The 22,534-nt window shown below is 34.7% G+C and carries 20 protein-coding genes and 1 riboswitch; of the genes, 2 read left to right on the forward strand and 18 right to left on the reverse strand.

Annotation, left to right across the window (positions count from 1 at the left end):
- Both EVI01_RS10815 and EVI01_RS10820 read right to left on the reverse strand, forming a co-directional pair.
- On the reverse strand, positions 1-355 hold a 355-nt coding region (locus EVI01_RS10815; protein ID WP_146811678.1), incomplete at its 3' end, for a hypothetical protein.
- Between the two features lie 302 nt (positions 356-657).
- Positions 658-1,998 carry a M20 family metallopeptidase gene (locus EVI01_RS10820; RefSeq protein ID WP_010751281.1) on the reverse strand — a complete coding sequence of 447 codons (1,341 nt, stop codon included), beginning with the start codon at positions 1,996-1,998 and terminating at the stop codon, positions 658-660.
- 191 nt (positions 1,999-2,189) lie between these two features.
- On the opposite strand from EVI01_RS10820, the gene EVI01_RS13730 reads away from it, so the two are divergent.
- Complete coding sequence (locus EVI01_RS13730) at positions 2,190-2,357, forward strand: hypothetical protein (RefSeq protein WP_155853994.1); 168 nt, start codon at positions 2,190-2,192, stop codon at positions 2,355-2,357.
- A gap of 32 nt (positions 2,358-2,389) precedes the next feature.
- On the opposite strand, the gene EVI01_RS10825 is transcribed toward EVI01_RS13730, so the two are convergent.
- From EVI01_RS10825 to EVI01_RS10900, 16 genes are all read right to left on the reverse strand, one after another.
- Positions 2,390-3,913, reverse strand: coding sequence for a YfcC family protein (locus EVI01_RS10825; protein WP_010751282.1), 1,524 nt, complete (start codon positions 3,911-3,913; stop codon positions 2,390-2,392).
- A gap of 587 nt (positions 3,914-4,500) precedes the next feature.
- On the reverse strand, positions 4,501-5,568 hold the full coding sequence (locus EVI01_RS10830; RefSeq protein WP_146811680.1) for a hypothetical protein: 1,068 nt from the start codon (positions 5,566-5,568) through the stop codon (positions 4,501-4,503).
- A 402-nt stretch (positions 5,569-5,970) separates the two neighbouring features.
- Positions 5,971-6,579 (reverse strand): ECF transporter S component, encoded by a 609-nt coding sequence (locus EVI01_RS10835; protein WP_010751284.1) that lies wholly within the window; start codon positions 6,577-6,579, stop codon positions 5,971-5,973.
- 124 nt (positions 6,580-6,703) lie between these two features.
- Positions 6,704-6,827, reverse strand: a riboswitch (FMN riboswitch).
- Positions 6,828-6,908: 81 nt separating this feature from the next.
- Positions 6,909-7,625 carry a pseudouridine synthase gene (locus EVI01_RS10840; protein WP_010751285.1) on the reverse strand — a complete coding sequence of 239 codons (717 nt, stop codon included), beginning with the start codon at positions 7,623-7,625 and terminating at the stop codon, positions 6,909-6,911.
- Positions 7,625-8,200: an SMC-Scp complex subunit ScpB gene (scpB, locus tag EVI01_RS10845; protein WP_010751286.1), complete on the reverse strand. Its 576-nt coding sequence runs from the start codon at positions 8,198-8,200 to the stop codon at positions 7,625-7,627. The genes EVI01_RS10840 and scpB overlap by 1 nt, the downstream gene beginning before the upstream one ends.
- Complete coding sequence (locus EVI01_RS10850) at positions 8,184-8,951, reverse strand: segregation/condensation protein A (RefSeq protein ID WP_010751287.1); 768 nt, start codon at positions 8,949-8,951, stop codon at positions 8,184-8,186. The genes scpB and EVI01_RS10850 overlap by 17 nt, the downstream gene beginning before the upstream one ends.
- Positions 8,948-9,319, reverse strand: coding sequence for a hypothetical protein (locus tag EVI01_RS10855; protein WP_010751288.1), 372 nt, complete (start codon positions 9,317-9,319; stop codon positions 8,948-8,950). The genes EVI01_RS10850 and EVI01_RS10855 overlap by 4 nt, the downstream gene beginning before the upstream one ends.
- A gap of 18 nt (positions 9,320-9,337) precedes the next feature.
- Complete coding sequence (xerD, locus tag EVI01_RS10860; RefSeq protein WP_010751289.1) at positions 9,338-10,225, reverse strand: site-specific tyrosine recombinase XerD; 888 nt, start codon at positions 10,223-10,225, stop codon at positions 9,338-9,340.
- A gap of 94 nt (positions 10,226-10,319) precedes the next feature.
- Positions 10,320-10,793: a ferric iron uptake transcriptional regulator gene (gene fur, locus EVI01_RS10865; protein ID WP_010751290.1), complete on the reverse strand. Its 474-nt coding sequence runs from the start codon at positions 10,791-10,793 to the stop codon at positions 10,320-10,322.
- 104 nt (positions 10,794-10,897) lie between these two features.
- A complete protein-coding gene (locus EVI01_RS10870) occupies positions 10,898-11,761 on the reverse strand; it encodes a CvfB family protein (protein WP_010751291.1) in 864 nt (287 codons plus the stop codon).
- 214 nt (positions 11,762-11,975) lie between these two features.
- Positions 11,976-14,081, reverse strand: a complete 2,106-nt coding sequence (locus EVI01_RS10875) for a cell division site-positioning protein MapZ family protein (protein WP_010751292.1) — start codon at positions 14,079-14,081, stop codon at positions 11,976-11,978.
- A gap of 309 nt (positions 14,082-14,390) precedes the next feature.
- Entirely contained in the window at positions 14,391-15,500 is a 1,110-nt protein-coding gene (gene rpoD / locus EVI01_RS10880; RefSeq protein ID WP_010751293.1) for an RNA polymerase sigma factor RpoD, read from the reverse strand.
- A gap of 23 nt (positions 15,501-15,523) precedes the next feature.
- Complete coding sequence (dnaG, locus tag EVI01_RS10885) at positions 15,524-17,365, reverse strand: DNA primase (RefSeq protein WP_010751294.1); 1,842 nt, start codon at positions 17,363-17,365, stop codon at positions 15,524-15,526.
- Between the two features lie 187 nt (positions 17,366-17,552).
- The gene (locus EVI01_RS10890) at positions 17,553-19,874 is read right to left on the reverse strand and encodes a cation-translocating P-type ATPase (RefSeq protein ID WP_010751295.1); all 2,322 of its coding nucleotides are present in this window, start codon (positions 19,872-19,874) and stop codon (positions 17,553-17,555) included.
- A 171-nt stretch (positions 19,875-20,045) separates the two neighbouring features.
- Complete coding sequence (locus tag EVI01_RS10895; RefSeq protein WP_010751296.1) at positions 20,046-20,906, reverse strand: DUF368 domain-containing protein; 861 nt, start codon at positions 20,904-20,906, stop codon at positions 20,046-20,048.
- Between the two features lie 55 nt (positions 20,907-20,961).
- On the reverse strand, positions 20,962-21,594 hold the full coding sequence (locus tag EVI01_RS10900) for a lysozyme family protein (RefSeq protein ID WP_010751297.1): 633 nt from the start codon (positions 21,592-21,594) through the stop codon (positions 20,962-20,964).
- Between the two features lie 210 nt (positions 21,595-21,804).
- On the opposite strand from EVI01_RS10900, the gene EVI01_RS10905 reads away from it, so the two are divergent.
- Positions 21,805-22,521, forward strand: coding sequence for an alpha/beta fold hydrolase (locus tag EVI01_RS10905; protein ID WP_010751298.1), 717 nt, complete (start codon positions 21,805-21,807; stop codon positions 22,519-22,521).
- Positions 22,522-22,534: the final 13 nt, after the last annotated feature.

Below are 22,534 nucleotides of genomic sequence, written 5' to 3' on the forward strand. Positions count from 1 at the left end.
GATTATATATGCTATTTTGTGGTTCTTCATTTGTTTTGCTATGTACTTGATCTTGTTGTTCTTCGTCTACTAGATGCTGTATGTCGTTTTGTTGCTCTTCATTTATCGGATTTTGCATATCATTTTGATTTTCTTCCTCTATTTGATCATGACTTTCATTTTGTTCATCATTTGTTTCATGCGCTTCTCCAACCATCTCTCCCTCGGCTTGTTCTAATTCATTTCCCAGAATCTCTCCAGGTTTCTCGTCTGTTGTTTCTTCTATTTCTAATGCACTAAAAGAAGCAACATTAGTAAACAACGTATTTCCTGAAAGTACCAATGCCATACAGAGCTTAACTATTTTTCCTTTCATTTACTCTCCCCCATTATTTAATATTTTTTCTCAAATCTACAAATTTTTTTAAATTTAGCTATTTCTTCTCATTCTAATATTCAATAGCTTTATAGAAAGATTTTCACCACCTTTGTTTCAATGTTATTATATAAACATACAAAAATCATTAAAAAAGAGGTTTTTTCATTATTTTTTAATACAAATTATGTTATTTATTTTTCTTAAAAAAAACTTTTTAATAACATTTCTGGTATTTATATGCAAAAAAGCACTCGCTTAAAAACGAGTGCTAAAAAATGAAATGATTCCTTCGTTTTAAGTTATTTACCACATAAACGGTAAACAGCTTCTGCATAGATTTCCATTGCTTTATACATACTGCTTAATTCCCAGCGTTCGTTGGCTTGATGCATAAAGTCTGGTGTATCAGGGAACATTGCACCAAAAGCGACACATTGGTTCATTGTACGAGCAAAAGTTGCGCCTCCTGAAACAAATGGTTCCGTCATATCGCCAGTAATCTCACGATACGTTCCTAAAAGATTTTTGATCAATTCACTCTCTAATGGTACGTAAAGTGAATCTAGGAAATCAAATTCTTCGTAAGTCAAATCATATTTTTTCACAGTTTCTGTTAGTTTTTCAACTAATTCTTCTTTTTTAAAGGTAACCGGAATACGCATGTCCACACCGATTTTTGTTTGTTCAGGCGTGATTTCTAAACTTGCAAAATTCATGGTTAATTCACCAGATTGTTCATCCACCGTTTTACCTACCACATTTTCGCCAGTTGCGTTTTCTTGGACTAATTTTCCTAAAAAGTTAAGTGGGGCAAAATCAAAGACATCCGAAAGAGCAATAGCCAAACGAGTAATAGCATTGACACCTTCTGCGGCATCTTTTGCATGGATGCTTTTTCCAAGAATTACGACAGAATCCCCTTTATCTTCAAAATCAAAATGGTGTTTTTTCAATGCTGCTTTTACTTCATCCAATTTTTCGCCTGAATAAGGAGCAGTATCTGGAACAACATTTAGAGCCCCACCAGCATTTACTGAAAATTCTGTTGTTCCTGGCCCAGTTAGGTAAGCTTGTAATAAACCTTTTTCAGCATAAATCAATGGAAACTCAGCATCAGGAGCAAATCCTTGGGTAATTCCTTCTTCTTTTTCGTTGTATTTATCTAAACAACGCCATAAATTTTCTTCATCTGTACCAAAAATAAAGCGAATACGTGTGTTAAATTCCACTCCTGCATCCATTAAAGATTTAACTGCATACATTGCAGCAATTGATGGTCCTTTATCATCTTGGGAACCACGCCCAATTAACCAACCATCTTTTACAGTAGGATCAAAAGGTTTAGACTCCCAATTCTTTTCATCCCCTGCTGGCACTACATCCATATGACACAAGATACCGAATAATTCATCACCAGAACCCACTTCGGCATAACCATAGTATCCTTCTGGGTCTTTAAATGTTTTAAATCCTAAACTTTCACTGATTTCTAGGACTTTATCTAGGGCTTCAATGACTTTTTTCCCAAAAGGATGACCTTTACCAGTATCAGATTCGTCCAGAACTGATGGGATACGAATCAATTCACTTAAAGATTCCAATGCTTGTTCATGATGTTGTTTTGTTACAAATTGTTTCATGTTCCTAGCCTCCTAATATAATAAAAAGGTCATGTCAAAACAACAGACACAACCTCTTTTTTCAAACAATGTTTCAACTTTAACAGGTGATTTCACCATTTGTTCAAAAAAGATAAAACATCCGTTTTGTTTCCTATTTTGCTTCTAACACATTCGTTGATTGGCTTCTTTTATTGTTTTTATTGGAAACGATGATCAAAGACTTTTTGCAACAACAAGCCCAAACAGAGGAAAAATATGAAATGCTATTTTTCTCTGTTCGTCCTTATTGCTTGATCCAAGACAGTTTATTTACTGCCTTTTCCACGTTGATCAATTATCAGCTCATTGAAATAAGCCTAAATGTTTCTTATTGTTAGCAGAGCTAAGCGATGTTTTTACCACTTTTTTTCTAAAACATGGCTGCTACGCCTAAGATAACACAAATTGCCACAAATAAAATAGCAATCAATTTGCCTGTAAATTTCCACCATACTGAAATATCAAAACGAGCAATTGCAACAGCCCCCATAACGATGGCAGAAGTTGGTGTGATCAAATTGACCAAACCAGATGCTGATTGATATGCAGTGATAACTAAATCTTTACCGACACCTGCAAATTCACCCATAGGTCCCATAATTCCCATTGTAGCAGCTGCTAGACCAGATGTTGATGGGATCAAGAATGACATTGGAATGTAGAAGATAAATGTTAGAATTAAGAAGACACTTGAAGATAATGAACTTAATCCTTGTTCTCCCCAGTGTAAAATAGTATCGGTAATTAACCCATTGTTCATCACTACTTGAATCCCACGAGCCACTGCGACAACGATCGCTACACCAATTAGGTCTGAAGCTCCTGCTAAAAATTCTGAGATAAATTCTGATTCTTTCATTCCGTAAGTAATCGCAACCACGATCGCCATGACTAAGAATAACATCGTAATTTCTGGGAAATACCATTCGCCTAATGGAAGCATATTTTTACCTAATACTGTTCCAACTACCGGTAAATTCGTTAACCAATTTGTTAGTGATTCAAAAATTGTAAAGTTTTTGTTCAATGTTGTCCAAGGGATTAAACTAATAATCATGATCCCAAAAGTAATAAAGAATAAAACGTTGACATGTTTTTGTCTTTTTGTAATTGTTTCTTGTCGACCGATTGCATCAATATCAAAGTGTTTGATGTCTTCTTCTCTTTGATCGTAAACAAGTGACTTCGTTGGATCTTTTTCAATTTTAGAAGCATAACGATAAACATAAAGAATAGAAATTGCTAATAATATAACGAACATTAAAAAGCGTAAGCCAATTCCTTCACCCATTGAGATCCCCACAGCTTGCGAAGCAACACCTGTTGCAAAGGGATTAACTGTTGAAGCTAAACAGCCAACTTGCGACCCTACTAAAACAATCGCTACTGCAACAACCGTGTCAAACCCAACAGCCATCATAACTGGAATCAATAATGCATAAAATGGAATTGTTTCTTCAGCCATTCCATAAGTTGATCCTCCTAAAGCGAATAAGAGCATCAATACTGGAATCAACATTTTTTCTTTGCCTTTGAATTTTTTAACAACAGAAGCAATCCCAGCATCTAATGCGCCTGTTTTGTTAATAATACCTAAAAATCCACCTACAACTAAAATAAAGAAAGAGATTGGGATAGCAGCTGGTGTTTCTTTCGTTAATTCTCCAGCCGGTACACCTAACATCCCGTTAATTGGTGCCATGAAAATATCCCATAGCCCTTGAGGATTTTGTGTTACTCGTTCATAAGAACCCGCAATGATGTTGCCAGCATCGTCGACACTATAATGTCCAGCCGGTATGAACCATGTTAATACAGCAATAATCGCAATAATAATGAATAAGACCGTATACGCTGAAGGCATTTGAAATTTTTTCTTTTTCGTTTGTTCCATTTTCTTCTTCCTTTCTTGCTTTCATTTAGAATCTTTTATGAAAGATTCCATCTGTTATTTTAACAAAAAAAATGCAATAATAAAAATAATAACCTACATTTCAGTGAATTTTATTCAAAAAATTCGTTTTTCACTCCTTTTCCTGTATTTTTTAGTATGAAGCTTTTTCAAAACAATTGTAGCGTTTTCTAATATATAAGTAATCAAATTATTTATCATTTAAAACGAGAAGAATTTCACATAGAAAACAATAAAATACATTTTTATGCATAAAAAAAAGAAATACTCAAACACTATTAGTAAAACGCTTACACATATAAAGTTATTGTATTTTTTTTCATCAACTAAATTTTTATGAAAAATCATTTATTGCTGGTTCTTCCCCAATTGGTTCGTTTTACTTTTCTATTTTTTAATATAAGTAATTTTTCCAATCGAATCACTATTTCTATATTTTTTAAACTTAATATGTTGCACTAATCCACCCATGTACATTTAAGCATTGTATCACAAACAACACGTGAAAAAACACCAAAGTTAGCAATACGTCCTAACATTTGATGTTCTTAGATGATAAGTTCTTTTTTTTATCCTCTTTCTAGCATCTTGCCCTTTTCCTTATTAGTAGTATGTGTTTCCTTAAATGATAAACTTTTTATAGTAGTTTCTTGAAATTTTTTATTCACTGATTTCAATATAGACTTTAGATGTTGTTTCATCTGTTCTTCTTTTGGTTGAATTATTTTTGTACTGCCATGAATACTGTTTCCATCCGCATCTACATTCTCATAAACACTTTTTTCATCTGCATCTTTCACTTTGAAGTCGGGTGCTTTTATCTCTAATAACGTTTTTAGTTCGTCACTTTCTCCTATAGAACTAGAACTTGAAACTTGTTTTTGAATTTTTTTAAAATTTGATTGACCCGAAGTTGAAGGTCCAGCCTGGGTCTCTAAATCTAACTGTACTTTCTGTAATGTTTGTACGATTTGCTCATTTTCAGATGATTTTTTTGTCAAATGTGGTAGACTATTCCATTCAGTTTTTATTCTTGTTACTTTTCCTATTTTCATTAGTGAACGTTTCAAATGAAGTTTTTTTTCAGATATTCCAAATATTTCTTGTAATTTTTTTGATATAGCTTTTCTTATCTCTATCTCACATAAAACTTCAACATACTGACGTGCATAATTTTTATAGATATCAAAAGGCATCATTTGTTTTTTCTTTTTTAAATATTTTTTTAGGACTGCTTCTTTTTTTTGAAGCTTTTTATCCTTTAACCCCTTAATTGCATCAATTGAATCATTCGAAGAAAGAAAAGGGGCGAAACTATTACCATAGTATGTTCTTTTAATGAGATAATCTACTTCTTCTGATAAAGGTAAAGATGTCTCTAAATAAAGTCTTGTAATCCCTAATTTTTTTAACGTTTTACTTGCGGAAAAAGGATCAAAAGAGGATTTTTCACGACAGTCATCCTTTATTTTTTGTATGCTTTTTTTGACAAAAATAATATCATTTTGTGCTTTCATTTTTTCTTCTCTACTAGCAAAACCTTTGTATAGCTTGTAATAGTATTCATCTAATTCTTTTACCTTTAATTTAAGTTTCTCACTTTCGTCCATCTCTTCCTTTTGTTCAATTTCTGCCATCGGTTTCTGCTGTTTCCCAGCCAAATTTTCCACGACGTATGGTTTATTTTCGGAAGCCTCCATCACTATCTCCTTTAAAATTCCTTTTTTTATATTATATCAAACAAAAGAAATCGATTTCATAAACATACCCCCTATTATTCATCAATAAATAAAAAGAAGAATCAAAATAATTGGAAAAAGGTTTCCACCAATTTTAAATGAAAGAAAAAAATAAGTTTTATCTCTTAGTTTACTGATAAATCTTTACTCAAAAATTTCATTTCCTTTTCTTTATTTTTGATGTAACAGAAAAAATATACCTTAGATATTCTAGTTTTGTAACAGTCTACTTCTTAATACAAAAAGATCTCCAAAATACACAAATGTATTTTGGAGATCTTTATCATGTTTTTTACATGTTTATTTTGACAATGAGTGTGCTTGATCTAATTTATGCTGCTTTCTAGCAAGCCATGGTAATAATTTTGCATGCAATACTAAAAAGGCTGCGCTAACGATAAATCCTTTGATTAAGTTGAAAGGAACGATTCCGATCAGCACATAGTTGACTAAAGGCATACCCAACATTTGATTCGCATTCAAGCCCAAAAACATAAGATATAATGGCGTAATAACAAAGTAATTAGCCACGCTCATGAATAAAGTCATAGCGATCGTACCAGAAATCACACCTAAAAATTTATTTTTACCTGCTTTTGTTTGCTTACGGAAGAAATAAAAAATCGGTAAGGTAAAAATAGTTGTTGCTAAAAAGCTAGCCGTATCTCCCACTAGATTATCTGGCGAAAAACCTGTAGTGATCAAATGTAGAATGGAACGTAAGAAAGCTGTGACTATTCCTGCCACTGGTCCAAATAAAAACATACTGATCAATACTGGAATATCACTAAAGTCAATCTTTAAAAAGCTAAAAGCTGGCATGATAGGAAATGCAACGTATTGCAAAACCAATCCGATCGCAGCAAATAATGCCACAGCGACCATTTTTTGTACACGGGTATTCTTCATTTGAAATCCTCCTGTTAGGACTCCTCTTCAGCGAACTTTTCAACGAATATTTGCAAATAAAAAAACTCTCCAATAAGACACAGGGAGAGTTAGAGTTATTTAACAAAAAGCTACGTCAAATAAGCTCTATCTTCTTTATCCAGACTATACTGTCGGTATCGGAATTTCACCGATTCAGCTACTTAAGTAAAGTAGGTCGTGGACTATAACCACCGGTCGGGAATTGCACCCTGCCCCTGAAGACGAACCATTTTATAATTTTGTTTACCTTTTCATTATACATAGCTTGAGAAAAAATGCAATCATTTTTTCTTATGATAAGTAAGTAACTATTTGGATTGATTGAATAAACTGTTGATTTCCTTCTTATTTAGCTCACGATATTCACCGGGACGCAACCCTTGAAGTGTCAAGTGACCATATTTCTCACGCTTTAATTTTTGAACGGGTAATCCAACGGCTTGAAGCATATTTTTAACTTGATGATTTCTTCCTTCGTGAATGGTCAATTCCACAATACTATGATTGGTTTTTGGATCAACAGATAAGATTTGATAGCGCGCAGGAGACGTTCTTCTGCCTTCGATTTTTATGCCTTTGGTTAAAGGTGCCAACAGTGTTTTAGTGGCAATTCCTTTTACTTTAGCAACATAGACTTTATCGACTTCATGCTTAGGGTGTGTTAAACGTTGCGCAAATTCGCCATCATTGGTTAGAAGTAAAATACCAGAAGTATCATAATCTAGACGTCCAACAGGGTAGATGCGTTCTTTTACCATTGGCAGTAAATCTGTGACGACTTTGCGACCTTTATCATCAGAAACTGCTGAAATAACTCCTTTTGGTTTATAGAGTAAATAATAACCATATTCCTCTTGATAGATTGGTACTTCATCCACTTCAATTAGATCATGCTTGCTTACTTTAACACCCAATTCTTTTACTACATTTCCATTGACTTTCACTCTACCCGCTAAAATAAATTCTTCTGCTTTACGTCTTGAAGTAATTCCAGCATGCGCAATTACTTTTTGTAATCTTTCCATTATAATTGTTCTCCTTCATTCATCTCATCAAAAAACAGGTCTAGTGGAACCTCTTCATTTAAGGTATTTTCCATTGCTTGTATATCTGGCAAATCTTTCAGCGAATTGAGTCCAAAATAATCTAGAAAATAAGAGGTGGTTCCATATAAAATCGGACGTCCTGGGCCGTCCACTCTTCCTTTTTCTTCGATCAAATGATGGGCAGATAGACGCTGTACAGCACTTGAGGCTTGAACACCACGAATCTGTTCAATTTCGATTCTAGTAATTGGTTGTTTATAAGCGATGATTGCTAAAGTCTCTATAGCAGCTTGAGACAAGGTATTTGATGTTCCCTGCGCATAACGTTTTAACAATGAAGCTAGTTCTTTTTTTGTCGTTAAAACAGCACGTTCGTCTGTTTCTAAAATATGCAAAGCGCTATCTGGATCCTTCTCATACTTTTCTTTTAGCTCTGCCAATCGTGCCATTGATTCTTTCTTGTCAATCATTAACAGATAGCTAATCTCTTCTAAGCTAATTCCTTCTTCACCAACGATAAAAAGGATTGCTTCAAGTTCACTTAATTTGGTCATTTTCGGTATCTCCTACTGCTAGATAAAGCATAATTGATTCATAGTTTCTTGCTTGTTGTGCAATAATCTGCCCGTTTTTCATCATTTCTAACAACGCCATAAAAGTCGTTACCACTTCTGTTTTTGTTGGGGCATCAAAGAAAGAATCGAAAGAGCATCCCTTGACATTTTTCTTGAGTCGTTCTTCAATAAACGTTATTCGCTCTTCGATCGTTGTGTCATCTGGGGCAATCGTTTTTTCAACTTTCTCAGAAAATTTCTTCCGTTCTAATATCTTTTCCATTGCACGAAACAAATCGATTTTTTTTACTTGTCCTCGTTTCAGTGGTTTCTCTTCTTTAATTAGAGCATCCACAGAGACTGGTTCTTTCGTATAATACAAACTTCTTTCTTGAGCCTTTTCAGTTAACTGTTCGGCTGCATATTTATATTTTCGATACTCCAATAATTGATTGACTAATTCCTCACGTGGGTCTTCTTCCCAATATTCTTCTTCAACGATTAATTCTTGTACAGGTAATAAGGTCTTACTTTTAATGGCCATCAACGTTGCAGCCATTACCAAATACTCACCTGCAACGGCAAGTTCCAACGTTTTCATCGTATGAATATAAGACATGTATTGTTCTGTAATCGTCGCAATTGGAATATCATAAATATCAATCTCCATTTGTTGGATCAAGTGAAGGAGTAAATCTAATGGTCCTTCAAAGATATCTAATTTAATATTGATTGCTGTCACATCGTTCACTCTTCCTCGCTGGTCCTATTGATCCATTTCGTTAAATACGGTTCGGTGATCTCTGTTGGTCGTATCGTAAAATCTGGGTATTTTGCTTGAAGTTCATCCAACATCAAAAACCCCATCTTATCCCCACGATAGGAAGGGTTTAAAGAAACGTCATGAATAATTAATTCTTTATTTTCTCCCCAATAGACGCCAATGATTCCTTGAATATTAGTAGAACCTTCCGGAGTAAAGAAAAAAAGTTCATAGCCTTCTTCTGTTTCGTACGTATTAATTTCTTTGAGTAAATTCGATTTATCTGTTAGCTTTTTATGGAAACTTAATAGTCCCATTGCAATTTTGTGATTTTCTTTTCGGTAATGTGTTAACATTTTTTCACCTTCCTATGACTAAGCCCTTGGAAAATGCTGCTTATAAACATCCGTCATTCTTTTCTTTGTAATATGCGTATAAATTTGTGTTGTTGATATATCAGCATGTCCTAATAATTCTTGGACTGTTCGAAGATCTGCACCATTTTCCAGTAAATGTGTCGCAAAACTATGCCGTAAAGTATGGGGCGTCACTTCTTTGTTAATTCCTGCCTCACGAACCAATTGTTTTAGATTCTTCCAAATACCTTGTCGCGATAAACCAGTTCCATGATTATTGACAAATACATGAGTTTCAGCACTGTTTTTTACTAGTAAGGGTCTTGCTTCATCTAAATATCTCTCCAACCAATGGATCGCATAATCACCTAGAGGAATAATTCTTTCTTTGTCCCCTTTACCAACAGTCTGCACTAGACCAAGTGACAAATGAAGATCGCTTAATTTTAATCCGATCAATTCACTGACGCGCATGCCTGTTGCATACATCACTTCAAGAATTGCACGATCTCTCATACCTAAATTTTTAGATGTATCTGGTGCTTCAATCAAGCGCTCGACTTCTGACAAAGATAATGTACTTGGTAGTTTCTGTACTTTTTTGGGTGTATCAATGTGTTGCATCGGATCATGATCGGTTACCCGTTCTTGTCGTAAAAACTGATGAAATCTCCTTAAGCTAGTAATCATCCTGGTCACAGTTGCAGGTGCCTTTTTTTCATCGTGCATTTTTTCTAAATAATTGATGATGACGTAACGATCTACCTCTTGCCAAGAGGTCAACTGATGCTCTTCTAGATAATGCAGGTATTGTGCTAAATCTCTTTCATAGCTGTTTTTGGTATTTAATGACAAGCCACGTTCAATCGTTAAATAGTGGAGATAATCCCTAATTTCTTCTTTCATAACAAACCACCTCGCGCTCTTCTATCATATCAGATAGGCTTCATTTTCGATAGTCCATTTTACATGCAGGCAAAGAAAAAGCCGTCTATTTAGGTCAGACGGTTTTACTTTCTTTTTCTTTCATGTAACACTTTTGACAAACACCATGAAAAGTTAAACGATGATCTTTCACTAAAAAGTGATACCGTTTTTCTACGATATCTTCCACCTCGCTTAACAAATCTTCCTCGACTTCTTCAATTGTACCGCATTTTAAACACAATAGATGATGATGGAAGTGTTTTGCGCCTTCTTTTCTTAAATCATAGCGTGCTACGCCATCATTAAAACTTACTTTATCAATGACTTTTAGATCCGTCAAGATTTCCAGTGTACGATAAACAGTGGCAAGTCCAATTTCAGGACTCTTTTTTTTCACTAAAAAGAAAACTTCTTCTGCAGATAAGTGTTCTTTTTCATTTTCTAACAGCACAAGTAAGGTTGCTTCTCTTTGCGGGGTCAATTTAAACCCAGATTCATGTAACTGTTGTTTTGTTTTTTTCATTACTGACATTGCATTCATGACCATTTTTTCAACCCCAACAATTTATAATAATTATAATTAAAAACCAGAAATCTCTTTTATAAATTAAAACAATTATAATCTAGTTAAGAAAAACATGCAAGTGATTCTCAATTAGATTTTCTTATTCGTTTGGTCATTCCAGCTTCTTGTTTAACTAATCCTTGTTTTAATAGGTTGCCGATCGCTCGTTTAAAAGCTCCTTTACTAATGCCAAAAGCATTCATGATCGCTTCTGGATCCGATTTATCTGTAAAAGGAATTTGCTCATCAGCTGAACGTTCTATGATCGTTAAAATCATTTGTGCATCATCTGAGATGGTTTCAAAGGCTCTTGGTTTTAAAGAAAGATTTAATACACCATCTGGTCTTACACCGATGACTCTCCCTTTAATCTGTTCGCCTAATCTTGGTTCATTATAACGCTCAGATGGATGGATAAAACCGATATAAAAATCATCTGTTAACACATACGTACCAGTCAATTTCAATCGATAAGCGGTGCCAGAAATGTCTTTATTTTTTAATTCTTCTGATCCACGTTTACTCAATGACTTAAAAATTTTTTCATCAGCTAAACTTGCCCAAATACGATCTTTGGCATCTACTCTCAATGAAACCATCAATCGATCTCCTTTTTTAGGCCAAAGTTCTGTCATTGTTGGTAGTTCATCTAATGAGACAACAAAATCTTTGTCAGGTAAACCGATATCAACAAATACACCTAGGTCTTTTCTGCTAGCAGTCACTCTCCCAAAGGCATAGTGTCCAATGCGACTTTTAGGGATAGCCGTAGTAAAACGATTTTCATGTTTTTGGTTTTGGTACCCAAAACCTTCAACCGCTTCCCCGATGTGATGTTCTCCTTCAGTTTTACTTAATCCAAAGGTTTGTCCATGTTTTTGGACAAAATAATTTTTTTCATTTTCATCAATTACCATACCGGTAAATATTGTGGCTAATAATTCATTCATTTTATTTCTCCTTTTTATAAAAGATTCACCATCTTTTCTTTGCTATCATAACATAATGTTTCTTTGATTAGAAGTTGGTTCCATCTTATAAACGATAAAAAACCCAGGCTTCTAGCATATTTTATTCCACTTGAACAAAAGGACTTCTTTTGTTTTATGTGGTCAAAATATGCGATACCTGAGTGTTTTATCTAACAATTATTAACATCAGAAACTAACGACTTCCGTTCCCACCAAACCATCCCGTTTTGCAATTGATCGTTACAATATAAAACGGTAAGGCACTTTCACCAATCCCATTCATTAAAGCTGATTTTGTTGAAGTGGCATAAAGATTATAATAGCCTTCGCCATTTTCGATTCTTGCTTTTTCCAATCTATACCCACCTTCAACGATGTATCCACGTTGAATACATGTGGCAATCACGCTTTCTTGCACTCCTGATGCCCAGTTCCAAGCAGCATTTGTTGTATCAGAAACATCGCTTTGTCTTGTGGACATAATTGGTTGATTTGCAGAATTTGTCGTTGTGGAAGTGATCGTAGTGGTAGTAGTTGTTGCTTCCTGTTGCGAAGCTTGTGCTGCTTTCTTTTCTTTTGCCGTTAATATTTCATCGACTTTTTGTAGTTGGTCTTTTAAGGAAACAATTAATTCTTCATTTTTGACTTGATCAACAGCTGCTTTTGCTTCCTTGTATTGATTCCTTGTGGCATTTTCTATTACTTTATCATTATTATAAATAACTTTCACTTTTTCTTTTGCTGTTTGTAGTTGTTTATATTGTTCTTCCGCTTTTTCTTGAGCTTGCTGAACAAGCTGACCGAAAGCTGTATTATCCGTTGTTAGTAATTGAACTTTTTTATCTTCTTTTAATTTAGGATCATTGACTAAATGATCATCTTCAATAACAGAAGACGTAAACAACTCATTGACGTGTTTAATTGCCTTAATTTTACTTTGAATATCCTCATATGTTTTTTCTAGTTGGTTATATTCTTTTTCTTCTTTTACTTCATTTAAGGAGATTTTTAACTTTGTTAAATCTTGATTGATCATGGATGTACGGATAAATTGACGAGACGAATCCGTATAAAATTCGGCCAGTGTTTGTTGCAAGTTTGAAATCTTTTGTTTTTGCTCCTCTTCTTGAGCAGCGATTTGTGCTTGCACATTTTGCTGATGATCATAGTAAGTCCAGCCGCCGACACCAAGCAACAGTAAGGCTACTAAAGCCAGATAAGGACCTTTCTTCTTTTTCTTTTGAGAAGGTTCACTTTCCTTCATTGATTCTGTTGGTTCTGTCAATGAAGGATTTTCTGCTTTGTTTGCTATTGATGTAGCCAGTTCGTCTTTCGCCACTTCTTCTTTAGCAGAATTTTTATTTGTAGAATCCGTATTCTTTAATCGTTCTTCATTGTCTTCTTCAATGAATGTTTTTTCAGCATTGCTTTTCTTAGAAGAGGTTTGCTGATTGTCTGTTTTGGAAAATGTCGCTGTTTCTTTAGTTATTGTTTCAAGTGGCAGAGTTTCTTTTCTATTTATATTTTCTTTTTTTTCATTAGCTAGTTCTTGAGATTGTTTTTGCGTTTCCGCATTTTTATTCTTCTCATTTTCTTCTGCTATCTTTTTGTCGCTATTCTTTTCTTCTTCATTTTTTTCTGCAGACACATTTTCTATCGGTTTTAACGCATCATCTAAGACTTTTGAAATCGATGTATCTTCTTGTACCAAGTTGGATTGTTCTTCTGCTTTTTTCTGTAGCTGTTCAGAAGAGTTCTCCTTGTTTTTTGTTGCAAGTTCTTCTTTAATCATCCGCATTAATTCTTCTGCGTGTTCTTCTGTTGTATCTTCTCGATGTGCTTTGATGTATGCAGATAAAATAGAGTTTTCTTTTTCGTGATCAACAAACTCTTTCAGTTCTGCTACTCGTTTTTGTTGTTCTATTTTTATTTCATTTTCTGGTTCTTCTTCGTTAACGCTTGGTTCTAGTTTATCTTCATCTAAATTTATTGAATTTCCTTTTTTATTGGATACATTATCTACGGTTTGCAACAAGTTATTTTCTTCGGGAATTGTATCCTCTTTGAATAATTCCATGACTGATTCTAATGGCAAGTCAGTTAATTCTGACCATTCAATAGGGTCATTCAATTCAGTTTCTGGAAAAAAATCCTCTGAAGAATCCATTGACGACTGAATATCATTCTTTTTTTCTTCATTTGTGTGTTGATCCGTTTCTTCTATTTGATAACCATAATCAGAACAGACTTGTTCTCCGCTGATTTTTTTTGATCCACACTTTGGGCATTTTTTTATCACTTAGCGATCGGCTCCTTTTGTTAGGTTTACGCTACCACTTAATCTACCATATTCTGAAACTTTCGCCAATAGGATATTTCGATCAATTTCTCCACATTATAAAAAAATTGATACTCACAAAGAATTGATTGTACAAAAAATTTTACTCTTTTTAGCCATATTGTTTTGTTTTATCACTAAAAAAGAAGGTTGCGCATTGGTCAACAAAAAAAGAGAAAAAGCCGTTCCTCATAAAAAATCCTGAATCACGACTTATTCTCTTTTTCATTGTATTTAAGTAAAAACTGCCTGAATCATCCAAAGAGAGATTTACTCTAAGAAATCTTTCAATTGTTTAGAACGTGATGGATGACGTAACTTTCTCAGTGCTTTTGCTTCTATCTGACGAATACGTTCACGTGTTACACCAAATACTTTTCCTACTTCCTCAAGCGTTCTGGTGCGCCCATCATCTAACCCAAAACGTAAGCGAAGAACATTCTCTTCACGATCAGTTAATGTATCTAAGACATCTTCTAATTGTTCCTTCAATAATTCATAAGCAGCATGCTCAGCCGGGCTTGTTGCCTCTTGATCTTCAATGAAATCTCCTAAATGAGAATCATCTTCTTCCCCAATAGGCGTTTCTAATGATACAGGTTCTTGCGCAATTTTTAATATTTCACGTACTTTTTCAGTAGGAAGGTCCATTTCCGCACCAATTTCTTCCGGCGTTGGTTCTCTTCCTAAATCTTGAAGTAATTGACGTTGGATACGGATCAATTTATTGATCGTTTCTACCATGTGCACAGGGATACGAATTGTACGAGCTTGGTCAGCAATCGCACGCGTAATAGCTTGTCTAATCCACCAAGTGGCATATGTGGAGAATTTGAATCCTTTACGATAGTCAAATTTTTCAACAGCTTTCATTAATCCCATATTTCCTTCTTGGATCAAATCAAGAAACTGCATACCACGACCAACATATCTTTTCGCAATACTTACCACCAAACGAAGATTTGCTTCGGCTAAACGTTGTTTGGCTTCTTGGTCACCTTCTTCAATTTTTAAAGCTAATGCTACTTCTTCTTCCGCAGTTAAAAGGGAAACACGGCCAATCTCTTTTAAATACATACGAACTGGATCATTAATTTTTACGCCAGTCGGTGCAGATAGGTCTTCCGTTTTCGCTTGCTCTGCTTTTTTCTCTGCATTCTTTAAACTGTGAATGGACGGATCACCATTTTCATCAACAACACTAATTCCAGCATCTTCAACTTGTTGGATCAATTTATCCATCTCATCCGCATTCAATGTAAATGGCGTAGCAAGTTTATTTGAAAGATCATCATACACTACTTGTCTTTTTGGTTTATTTTCTTTGATAAAAGCTGCTACCGCTGCTTCATACTTTTTATTCTCTGTTACATTTGCCATAAAAGAAGGCCCCCCTTGAGTAGCTATTCGGCTTGTTTTAACTGTTTTGTTAAGTTAATGATTTCAATCGTTAACTCCAATTCTAATTGTTTGTTTCCAGTTCTTCTTGCTTCTTGCTGCAGTTGTTTTTTTAAAGTTATTTCATCAGCTAAAGAAGATTTACTGATCACGCGCAATAAGTCTTGGATTTCTCTTGGCGTGCTTTCATTGGCAACACGCAAATATTCGATTTCCACCACTAAACGCCTTAAATTTTCATCCTGCAAAAAGTCTAAAAACTCTGCAAGGTTGAATTCATCATGTTGTGATAAAAACGCATCAAATAAAAAATAAATCTCTGCGTACATATCATGAACAAATTGAAATTGTTGTTCTTTCAGAAGATTACGAACTGCAGTTTCTTTAAATGCTCGAAATAAAAGCATTTGTTCTGCTTTTTCAACCTGAGTCAGTGGCCTTTTCTTTGCCACGGTAGCACGTGAAATTTGTGGTTTCTGCGCCACCGTATGTGACTCATTCCGATTTTTTTGATTCTCTCTACGAAAATCACGCAATTGTTTTTGCATCGTTTCTCGGCTAATCTGAAATTCAGCTGATAACTGTGAAAGATACATATCTTGCTCAATTGGCGAGATCACTTGACTAAGTTCTCTTAACGCTTCTTCTAGATATTCAATTTTCTCTTTTTCATTTTCTAGATTTTTATTTTGTTTCAAATAACGACACTTAAATGTAAAAACTGTATCACGACCATGATGAATCAGTTCATTAAATGAATCATTCCCATATTTACGCAAGTACTCATCTGGATCCAGCTTTTCTGGCATCGTAATGATCGATAACTGTAAACGGCTATTTTTCCTCAACAATTCGATCCCTCTATTCGTTGCCTCAAAACCAGCATGATCGCCATCGTAACAAAAAACCAATTCTTTCGTGAGACGCTCAATCTGTTGAATCTGCTGATTCGTTAAACTCGTTCCCATTGAAGCAATTCCGTTTTTCACACCAGCTTGCCAAGCGGCGATCACATCCATAAAACCTTCAAATAAAAGCACTTCACCACTTTTCCGAATTTCGCTACGTGCTTTATCTAGATTGAATAACACTTGTCTTTTGTTGAACAGCTCTGTTTCAGGACTATTTAAATATTTGGGCTGGTCTTTTTCTTGTCCTTTTTCCGGTGCGAGCCATCGCCCAGAAAAACCGATAGTTCTTCCTTGAGAATTACGTATGGGAAAGATGATTCGTTGATAAAACCGGTCAGACATTCCACCATCTTCATGGGAAACAAACAAACCAGAGCGTTCCAAAACTTCTTGATCATAAGACTCATTTTTAAACACTTGTTTTAAAAATGAGCGCTCATTTGGTGCAAAACCAATAGTGAACTCTTGAATCAATTCTAATGTCAACCCGCGTTTTAATAAATAATCTAGAGCTTGCTCCCCAGCTTTTGTATGAAGCAACATATGATGATAAACTTCTTCCGCTTTTTCATGAGCTAAAATCAATTTTCCATTAATTGAATCACTGTTTTCTAAAGGGAAACTTTGTTTACGCCATTGGTCTTCTAAAGGGATTTGTTCAAAATCAGCAACTTTGACTACTGCTTCCGGGAAACTGAGTCCTTCTAATTCTTGAAGAAAGGTAAAGACATTTCCACCTTTTCCACAGCCAAAGCAATGAAAAATCTGTTTGTCTTCAGCTACTGAAAATGAGGGTGTACGTTCTTCATGAAAAGGACACAAGCCTAAATAGTTTTTTCCAGATTTTTTTAATTGGACATACTGACCAATCACCTCAACGATATTCGTTTGTCCACGAATCGTTTCAATGACTTCTTGTGGAATTCGCTGAGCCATGCTTTCACCCCTCTTGTAAAATAAATCAGATGGTTTTTTATTAAAGACCACTCGGGAGAATACCGGTAAAAAATCGCACTAACAAAAATCAGTGCGATTTTAAAGGACACAATTATACATATTTCATTCTATCATAATTTTCTACTTTTTCAAGTACATTACTTCTTCTCTTTCAATGAAAAATGGATTATTTAGCGGCCGCAAATTTATTTAATAGATGATTTTGAATATTTGCTTTCCAATAAAGGAGACGCAGGATGATATTGATAATCATCAGTCCAACAAAGTATGTCCATGCATTTCCTAATCCTAGATCAACTTCTAACAAATGATGGAAGAGCATGGCTGCGACGTAAATACCAATCACGGTCGTCGTAGCTAAGAAAATACGTAATGGATTAAATGGATAACAAGCTTTGATCACCGCCATACAACTAATTCCGATCAACAAGTAATACATTAATGTCGTTGTTTGTAGTGCAGTAAAAGGTAAAACTTTTCCTAAAAGATAAACAACAATAATGTTTAATACAACAAGTAAAGCATTTGGCAAGGCAGTAATTAACGCAGTTGGAAGATAACGATAGGTAATTTTTCTTTTATCTTGTTCAAATGATAAGAAGAAAGAAGGGTACCCTTCAATCGCTAAATCAATCAAAGTAATTTGGATTGGTATAAATGGAAATCCTATAGCAGTAATCGCACATAAAATGGATAAAATGAAAGAATAAATTGTTTTGATAAAGAAAATTCCAGAAACTTTTGTCACATTATTAACCACGCGACGTCCTTCAAATAAAACTTCTGGTAAGGTAGTAAAATCAGAATCAAGTAAGACTAGGTTGGCAATTTGTCGTGTTGCCCCATCGCCTTCTGCCATGGCGATACTACAATCTGCTTCTCGTAACGCTAATACATCATTTACACCATCGCCAGTCATCGCAACTGTCCGTCCGCTTTCTTTTAATTCATTTACTAAGAGTTTCTTTTGTTGTGGACTTACACGACCGAACACGGTATATTCATGAACAGCTTTTCGGACAGATTCTTCTTCTGTTAATGTAGAAAGATCAATATAAGAATCATAGTTTGGTAATCCAGCACGGCGAGCGATGTTTGAAACAGTGAAAGGATTATCACCTGAAATAACTTTTAAATCAACTCCCTCATCATGTAAATAAGCTAAGGTTTCTTCTGCATTTTTACGAATAGGGTCATCGATTTCAAATAAAGCGACAGGTTCCACTCCCTGTGGTTTACCCTCAACTAATTGTTGACCGGGAGCAATTCCTAGCATTAACACACGAAAACCATTTGCTTGAGCGGTCATTAAGCTCTCTGGTAATTGATCCTTTTCTACTAAACGTTCTGGTGCACCAATATAGACAACACCTAATTCAGGAAATTCCATTGCTCCCCATTTACGGTCAGAAGAAAAAGCCAATTTTTTAGTTACAGTATAGCGATTGGATAATTCAAAATAATCTCTAAGGGCACGCATGGTCAGATTATTGTCACTGCTTTCTGTCAGATAGGTTCCCATGATTTCAGGTATCGCTTTTTCATAAACTGAATGAAGTGGTTCGACCCGTTGAAGACTCATTTTACCCTCAGTGATCGTTCCTGTTTTATCTAAGCAGAGTGTATCAACATGAGCAAGTGTTTCGATCGAATACATATCTTGTACGAGGATCCGCTTTTTCGCTAATTTTGTTACTCCTGTGGTTAATGCAATACTGATCAAAAGCACTAAGCCTTTAGGAAGCATGCCAAGTAAAGCTGCAGCAGAAGCAACAACAGAGAGCTTAATTGAAGCATCTCGAATAAATAATGCTTCTAAAAATAGAATAATTCCTAATGGTATGATAACGAAACTAGTAAACTTGGAAACTTTCCGAATGGAATCAACAAGTTCTGAATGAATTGCTTTATGAGTTTTTGCTTCATTCGTTAATTGAACAGCATAATTGTCTGCACCGACACGTATCGTTTCTGCGAAAACAGAACCACTTGTTAAGAAACTACCAGAAAGCAATTCATCTCCCATTTCTTTTACAATCAAATCTGATTCACCGGTTAGCAATGCCTCATTGGCTTCTGCACGACCTGAAATGACTTTCAAGTCAGATGGAATTTGTTCGCCTGCACCGATTTTAACTATATCCCCTAAAACCAATTGTGTTGTTGCAATGGATTGCTCTTTGCCATCACGGATCACTTGAACTTCTGATTGGGAAACGATTGATAGCTTTCTTACTAAGTTTCTCGCGTGAATTTCTTGGTAGATACCAATAATAATATTTACTGCAATAATGGCAAGATAAGCCATATTGGAGTAAGCCCCTACCCATAACAAGCATACGCCTATACCAAAATTCAAAAAATTAAATAATGTTAAGATATTATCGCTAAGAATTTGTTTGGTGCTTTTTGATGCATCCTCTTGATAGTCATTCTGTTGCCCCAAAGCAATTTTTTGGTTCACTTCTTCTTGAGTAAGTCCATTCATTTCTCTTTTTTCCATTTTCCGCCAACTTTCAAAAAATAATCAACATCTTTAAGTCTAGCCTGTTCTATGACTAAAAACAACTTATTTTTATCTATTTCATACAAAACAAAAACACAAGACTCTCAACAACTAAACAGAGGATTAGTTAAAAAGTCATGTGTTTATCAAAGCTTATTTATATTTCTCTTCTAAACGACTCATCCACCATCCTAGTAATGCACCAATTAAAAATAAGATGGGACAAAAAATAAGACCTAGCATACTTAAACTTGTGTAATTCGTGGGAATAATCATAATCGTTGAGGCAAAAACAACCCCTAATATAAAATGAAATAACTGACTATACGCTTTTGAAAAGATGAAATCCATCAATTTTGATAGACCTAATACACAAATGATTCCACCTAAAGCGATGGGGAAAATCACTTCTAAACGCAATTCTTTGAAACCATCAGCCATTGCCTTATATAACCCCATATAGACTAAAAAGTTCGATGGGCTAAGTCCAGGAACAATCATCCCTAATCCAATTAAACCACCAGCAATGATCCAAATAAACGTATTTTGCTCTACTTGACCATCAAACAATTGCGCCCCATAAAGTAAAAATAAATAAGCTATAACAAGAGTCATTCCCATAATAAAAACATCAGATGCTTTTCTGCCTTTTTTGCCCGCTTCTTTCCATAATGCAGGTGCCGTACCTACAATACAACCAACAAAAAACCACAGAATTGTTGTTTCATAAGCCCCTAATAAAAAGCTAACTAAGAATGAAAGGAGAAATACCCCACTTAGTCCCCCTAATCCTACTGGTAAAAAATAAAGAACATTTTCTTTAAAATTTCTCGTCAGATGGGCTAAAAAAGAAATGAGTCGTTCATACATTCCAAATACCGCTGCCAAAGCACCCCCACTGATTCCTGGCAAGATGAATCCAGAACCAATAAACATTCCTTTTATAAAACGTAAAATCCAATCTTTTGTTGAACTTATAGCTAGTTCTTCTGTTATAGTTTGCTTTTTTTCCACTTTTTTGAGCACTCCTTCTTTCTGATAGTATTACTAATTGTCGAATCATTTAAAGCTATTTCCAGATCTTTTCGTAAACGTCAATCAAATTTTCATTCATTTTTACTATTTTGGTATAAAACATATTACCGCCATTATGATAGAGATAACCGCCATTGTAAAGCAGAGACTGTATCCGCCAATAACGGTATTTGGTTTTTTCTTCATTCCCTAACAACGGACTCAATACATTTTTGGAGTATTCCTCCGCAATTTCGACGGTATTTTTTCCTCCGCGATTTTTTACGTAAACAATGTAATCTTTACCGAAATTATACGCTTGGATTGCAGTGTTCATATCACAACCTTGTTTTTTTGCTTCAGTCATCATTTCGGATAAATAACTAACACCTTGATCAATACTCTCTTTTTGATTGTCGATCACATTTGCTTTCCCATAGGCGCTTTCTGAACTTTGCATCAAATCAATGCCTTTTCCTTTTGATTCAGTTAAGATAATCGCTTTCACCAACTGTTCATATTCTTCCATGTGGTATTTTTTTACAGCAGTTGTTATTTCTGACTGATATTTTTCGACTTGTTTGATTGATTGATAAGATTTTCCTAAAAGAATCATTATTCCTGCAATCACAACAATAAGCAATAAAGTTATTAGTTTTAGAAAGATTGGTTTTCTTTTTTTCTTCATAAAAATCCACCTAGTTATTTTGACATCTTTTTTTATCTTACTATTTATTGCTGTTCTTGGCTATTTCTTAGTAAACATTTCTGCTTTTCCTTAATAAAAAATGAAATTTTCAATTTTTTTATTATCTTACGAAATTGATCGTTTTTTTTTTAGAAAAACATTTGCTCTTATGTAAGAATTATCGTTATACTTTAAACAGTAGGTGATTATGTGGAAAAAGAAAAGAAATATGCAAAAATGGCGGATGGAACTGAAATCTATTACGAAAAAACAGGCAGTGGTGCTCCGCTTTTTTTACTCCATGGAAATGATGGGAGTGGTCGTTTTTTCTCGGAACAAGTTCCTGTCTTCAGTCAGTTTTATACGGTTTATCTCGTTGATAGTCGTGGTCATGGCCGCTCAACCAATCAAGCCAATACTTTATCTTTTCGCTTAATGGCGGAAGATCTCTATACAATTATGCTAGCAGAAGGTATCTCCCAAGCAAATATCCTCGGATTTAGTGATGGCGCAAATCTTGCTCTTGTTTTTTCCAGTTATTATCCAGAAAAAGTACAACGTCTCATCCTTAATTCAGGAAACACATTAGTAAAAGGAGTATTGTTTTCGGCAAGATTCCTTAGTTATTTGCATTATATTGTTATTTGGTTATTGTCTTTGTTTCGTCCATCTTTAAAAAATAACTTGCTCGTCATCAAGTTATTATTAAAAGATGTGGGCCTATCAACTGCAGAATTAAAAAAAATAAAATGCAAAACGCTCATCATTGTCGGAAAAAAAGATGTGATCAAATTGAAACACTCACTTTATCTAGCAAAAACTATTCCAAATGCTTCTTTTGTTTTAGTAAACGAACAAGGACATCAATTAGCTAGAAAAGATCCGGAACGCTTCAATCAAGAAGTACTTGAATTTTTGTCTGAATAAAAAAAGAGTAGGT

Source organism: Enterococcus villorum (assembly GCF_007990225.1).
In the GTDB taxonomy this organism is placed as follows: domain Bacteria; phylum Bacillota; class Bacilli; order Lactobacillales; family Enterococcaceae; genus Enterococcus_B; species Enterococcus_B villorum.

What these genes read in the sequence shown, in the direction of transcription:
- EVI01_RS10820 (WP_010751281.1), bottom strand. Translation starts at nt 1,998, where the DNA reads ATGAAACAATTTGTAACAAAACAACATCATGAACAAGCATTGGAATCT.
- EVI01_RS13730 (WP_155853994.1), top strand. Translation starts at nt 2,190, where the DNA reads ATGATCAAAGACTTTTTGCAACAACAAGCCCAAACAGAGGAAAAATAT.
- EVI01_RS10825 (WP_010751282.1), bottom strand. Translation starts at nt 3,913, where the DNA reads ATGGAACAAACGAAAAAGAAAAAATTTCAAATGCCTTCAGCGTATACG.
- EVI01_RS10830 (WP_146811680.1), bottom strand. Translation starts at nt 5,568, where the DNA reads ATGGCAGAAATTGAACAAAAGGAAGAGATGGACGAAAGTGAGAAACTT.
- EVI01_RS10835 (WP_010751284.1), bottom strand. Translation starts at nt 6,579, where the DNA reads ATGAAGAATACCCGTGTACAAAAAATGGTCGCTGTGGCATTATTTGCT.
- EVI01_RS10840 (WP_010751285.1), bottom strand. Translation starts at nt 7,625, where the DNA reads ATGGAAAGATTACAAAAAGTAATTGCGCATGCTGGAATTACTTCAAGA.
- scpB (WP_010751286.1), bottom strand. Translation starts at nt 8,200, where the DNA reads ATGACCAAATTAAGTGAACTTGAAGCAATCCTTTTTATCGTTGGTGAA.
- EVI01_RS10855 (WP_010751288.1), bottom strand. Translation starts at nt 9,319, where the DNA reads ATGTTAACACATTACCGAAAAGAAAATCACAAAATTGCAATGGGACTA.
- xerD (WP_010751289.1), bottom strand. Translation starts at nt 10,225, where the DNA reads ATGAAAGAAGAAATTAGGGATTATCTCCACTATTTAACGATTGAACGT.
- fur (WP_010751290.1), bottom strand. Translation starts at nt 10,793, where the DNA reads ATGGTCATGAATGCAATGTCAGTAATGAAAAAAACAAAACAACAGTTA.
- EVI01_RS10870 (WP_010751291.1), bottom strand. Translation starts at nt 11,761, where the DNA reads ATGAATGAATTATTAGCCACAATATTTACCGGTATGGTAATTGATGAA.
- rpoD (WP_010751293.1), bottom strand. Translation starts at nt 15,500, where the DNA reads ATGGCAAATGTAACAGAGAATAAAAAGTATGAAGCAGCGGTAGCAGCT.
- dnaG (WP_010751294.1), bottom strand. Translation starts at nt 17,365, where the DNA reads ATGGCTCAGCGAATTCCACAAGAAGTCATTGAAACGATTCGTGGACAA.
- EVI01_RS10890 (WP_010751295.1), bottom strand. Translation starts at nt 19,874, where the DNA reads ATGAATGGACTTACTCAAGAAGAAGTGAACCAAAAAATTGCTTTGGGG.
- EVI01_RS10900 (WP_010751297.1), bottom strand. Translation starts at nt 21,594, where the DNA reads ATGAAGAAAAAAAGAAAACCAATCTTTCTAAAACTAATAACTTTATTG.